The organism is Paracoccus marinus, from assembly GCF_007018965.1.
In the GTDB taxonomy this organism is placed as follows: domain Bacteria; phylum Pseudomonadota; class Alphaproteobacteria; order Rhodobacterales; family Rhodobacteraceae; genus Paracoccus; species Paracoccus marinus.
This window is the reverse complement of sequence record NZ_VJYZ01000017.1, coordinates 1-3,874: the sequence shown is the minus strand read 5'-3', so window position 1 is coordinate 3,874 and position 3,874 is coordinate 1. Positions and strand designations below refer to the sequence as shown.

General features: G+C 55.9%; 3 protein-coding genes. All 3 read left to right on the top strand.

What is annotated here, in order from left to right; translation table 11 throughout:
• A partial coding sequence (locus FNF32_RS09035) for a restriction endonuclease subunit S domain-containing protein (RefSeq protein WP_221930692.1) occupies positions 1 to 736 on the top strand: 736 nt, incomplete at its 5' end.
• A 3-nt stretch (positions 737 to 739) separates the two neighbouring features.
• The gene (locus tag FNF32_RS09030) at positions 740 to 1,879 is read left to right on the top strand and encodes an ATP-binding protein (RefSeq protein ID WP_131675042.1); all 1,140 of its coding nucleotides are present in this window, start codon (positions 740 to 742) and stop codon (positions 1,877 to 1,879) included.
• Complete coding sequence (locus tag FNF32_RS09025; protein ID WP_143796608.1) at positions 1,876 to 3,510, top strand: type I restriction-modification system subunit M; 1,635 nt, start codon at positions 1,876 to 1,878, stop codon at positions 3,508 to 3,510. The genes FNF32_RS09030 and FNF32_RS09025 overlap by 4 nt, the downstream gene beginning before the upstream one ends.
• Positions 3,511 to 3,874 lie beyond the last annotated feature (364 nt).

The following is a 3,874-nucleotide window of genomic DNA, read 5'->3' as shown; positions in this document are numbered from 1 at the left end:
CAGAACGGCCGACCCGACTACCAATCTCAAACCCGCAGACTCTCGTTATGAACGAGGGACCCGAGGGGGGCAGGTCACAGGCCTTATCCAATGGCTGTTCCCGGCTCGTGGAGAAACATGTCCTAGGGTTCGTTTCCCCGAGCTACGTGAATCCCGGCCTTGGGAGATGAAGCGATTGGATGAGATTTTAGTAGAACACGGCCAGAAAAGCACCGGAGAGCAAGACGTTTTTTCCGTCTCGGTGCGAAAAGGTCTGGTTGATCAGATCGAACATCTGGGACGGCGGTTTGCGGCTGAGAGTACTGATCACTATAATTTAGTTCAACCAGGTGATATTGTGTACACCAAAAGCCCCACTGGCGAGTTTCCATTGGGAATAATTAAGAAGAACCAGAATCCATTCAGTGTAATCGTATCACCTCTATATGGCGTTTTTTCTCCATTGAACGAGCACATAGGAGTTATTTTAGACGCATATTTTGAATCGCCCGAGAGAGCCCTGTTGTTTTTGGATCCTTTGGTGCAAAAGGGAGCAAAAAATACGATCAACGTGAAGAACGAATCTTTCTTGTCCGGAGAGATCTGCCTGCCGCCGTCCGAGGATGAGCGACGAAAGATAGCCGACTGCCTGACCTCGCTCGACGAACTGATAACGGCGCAGGACAAAATGACGGCTGCACTGGGAGACCACAAGCGAGGCCTCCTGCAACAGCTCTTCCCGCGGGGAGTCATTTAGCCCATGGCAGAGCCGCAGAAATTTCCTGATCTTGACGCGCTGGCAGTGCAACTGCGCCAGCAGATCGAGGACAGAAACAAGAAGGTCACCCTGATATTTGCCCACAACGGCACTGGCAAGACGCGTCTGTCGATGGCCTTCAAGGAGCTTGGCAAACAGCGCGATGCCGAAGGCCAGGTCACGGCACGCGATACGCTCTACTTCAACGCCTTCACCGAAGACCTGTTCAGCTGGGACAACGACCTCGAGCACGACCGCGCGCGGGTGCTGCGAATGAACACCGACTCGGCCTTTTTTGGCGGGCTCGCCGAGCTTGAGATGGAAAACCGCATCCGCCCGATGCTGCGGCGCTATTGCGATTTTGATTTCCAGATCGACTATGATGAAGGTGTCATCAGTTTCTTCCGTGATCTACGAGCCCGCAAGGAAGACGGCACTTTCGAGACCGTTCGCCACGACAACATCAAGATCTCGCGTGGTGAGGAGAATGTATTCATCTGGTCCTTCTTTTTGGCCGTGGCGCAGCTCGCAATCGATGGACAGGAAGCCTATGACTGGGTGAGATATTTTTACATCGACGACCCCATCTCATCTCTTGACGAGAATAATGCTATCGCCGTCGCGGCCAATCTGGCGAGGATGCTGAAAGAGCAGGACCGGCTTAAGGTGGTGATCTCGTCGCACCACACGTTGTTCTTCAACGTTCTATGCAATGAACTGAACAAGCCGCAACGGTACTTCCTGAGCTGCGACGGCGAGCACTGGCAGCTGCGCGATACCGGCAACACGCCTCGTTTCTACCACGTTGCGATGCTCAAGGAGCTGCACGACGCTGCCCAGTCGGGGCAGCTGCTCACCTATCACTTCACCATCCTGCGCAGCATCATGGAAAAGACTGCGACGTTCCATGGGTTCAACCACTTCGGCGATGTGATGAAGCGGGATCCGGGTGACGAGGATGGCACCTTGCATTTCCGATATGTCCAACTTCTGAGCCATGGCAACTATTCGCTCTTTGAGCCCGCTGAAATGATGGAAGAAAACAAGAGAATCTTTCGCTCAATTCTGGACGACTTCATGAACAATTATCGCTTCAACCCCGCTCTTTTTCCGGCGGATGAAGCGGCGGAGGACGTGGCATGACCGAACAAGATCAAATCCGTTTGGGCAAGACGCTCTGGGGCATAGCCAACGATCTGCGTGGGGCAATGAACGCGGACGATTTCCGGGACTACATGCTTTCGTTCCTGTTTCTTCGCTACCTGTCGGACAACTACGAAGAGGCAGCAAAGGCAGAACTCGGGCCCGACTGGCCGGCCCTCTCAGCGGACGATCGCCGTTCGCCGCTGTCGGTCTGGTATGCGCAAAACCCTGAAGACACGGACGAGTTCGAAGACGTCATGCGCCGCAAGGTGCACTACGTCATCGAACCTCCCCATCTCTGGAGTTCCATCGCCGAGATGGCGCGCACCCAGGACGATGACCTGCTGCGGACACTACAGCGCGGCTTCAAGTTCATCGAGACCGAGTCGTTCTCGAGCAGCTTCCAAGGGCTGTTTTCCGAGATCAATCTGGACTCTGAAAAGCTTGGGAGGGCCTATCAGCAGCGCAATGCGCGCCTGTGCACGATCATCCAGAAGATCGCCGAGGGTCTGGCCCAGTTCCCGCGGGACCGTGACCTTCTGGGAGATGCCTACGAGTATCTGATTGGTCAGTTCGCGGCCGGCTCCGGTAAGAAGGCCGGGGAGTTCTATACGCCTCAGGAGATATCGAGCATTCTGTCGGGAATCGTGACGCTCGATAGTCAAGACCCGGCTTCGGGCAGGCGCGCAAAGCTGAACCGCGTATACGACTTCGCCTGCGGCTCGGGCTCCCTGTTGCTTAACGTCCGACGACACATGGGCAAGCATGGCATTGGCAAGCTTTATGGGCAGGAGAAGAACATCACGACGTACAATCTTGCCCGAATGAACATGCTGCTGCATGGCATGCGCGATACTGAGTTCGACATCCACCACGGTGACAGTCTCGAAAATGACTGGGACATCCTGCGAGAACCAAACCCGGCCAAGAAGGTCGAATTTGACGCCGTGGTCGCCAATCCGCCCTTCAGCTATCGCTGGAGCCCGACCGAGGAGATGGCCAAGGACTTCCGCTTCAAGAACCACGGCCTCGCGCCGAAGTCAGCGGCCGATCTCGGATTCCTTCTGCATGGGCTCCACTACCTGGCGCGCGACGGAGCCATGGCGATCATACTCCCGCATGGCGTTCTTTTCCGCGGCGGAACCGAGAAGGCGATACGCACAAAGCTGCTGAAGGACGGAAACATCGACACTGTTATCGGCCTGCCGTCCAAGCTCTTCTATTCCACTGGGATCCCCGTTTGCATTCTGGTTCTCAAGAAGTGTAAGTGCACGGACGATGTCTTGTTCATCAACGCGGCCGAGCTCTATCAGCCGGGCAAGCGCCAGAACTCGCTGCTGCCAGCGCACATCAAGGAAATTGTTGAAACCTATCAGAATCGGACTGAGAAGGAGAGATTCTCGCGGCTCGTTGCCCTTGATGAGATTGAAAACGAGCACGACTTCAATCTCAACATTTCACGTTACGTCAGCACAGGAGAGCCGGAGGAAGAGGTCGATCTTGATGCCGTCTACGAACAGCTTTCAGGCTTGCAGGAACTGATTGGGTCAGCGGCACAGCGCCACAACGGCTACCTCAAAGAGCTGGGCCTGCCATCGCTGCCTCTCGATCCTGAGAAACGGTCGGACTGAGGCCCCGGCGTGGGCCCGATTGGCCAACCGCAGCTGTTGGAAGGCCCGTTTGGTCAGTCTTGTGGCAGCAGTTTTTGTCGCTGGCAAACGTTCGATCTCCGTTCCATCTCGGGCGAATGCCACCGGCGTCGAAGTGTTCAGGGCGAGCTCGGAAAAACATCGTAATACCAGTGGCTTGCGACCCATTCACCAGATCCGCGCAGTCATGAGGTCCAGAGAATATCGGCCTTGAGAGACCGGTTCTAGGCCACCTGGCGCCGGGACCAGTGCTCAGCCCCTCCCGCATAACGTAAGCGCGAGGTCGTTGCCCTATGCGGCGATGCTTGACGGCTGGTTGAAGCGCCAGGGCATGAGGTCCTCGATG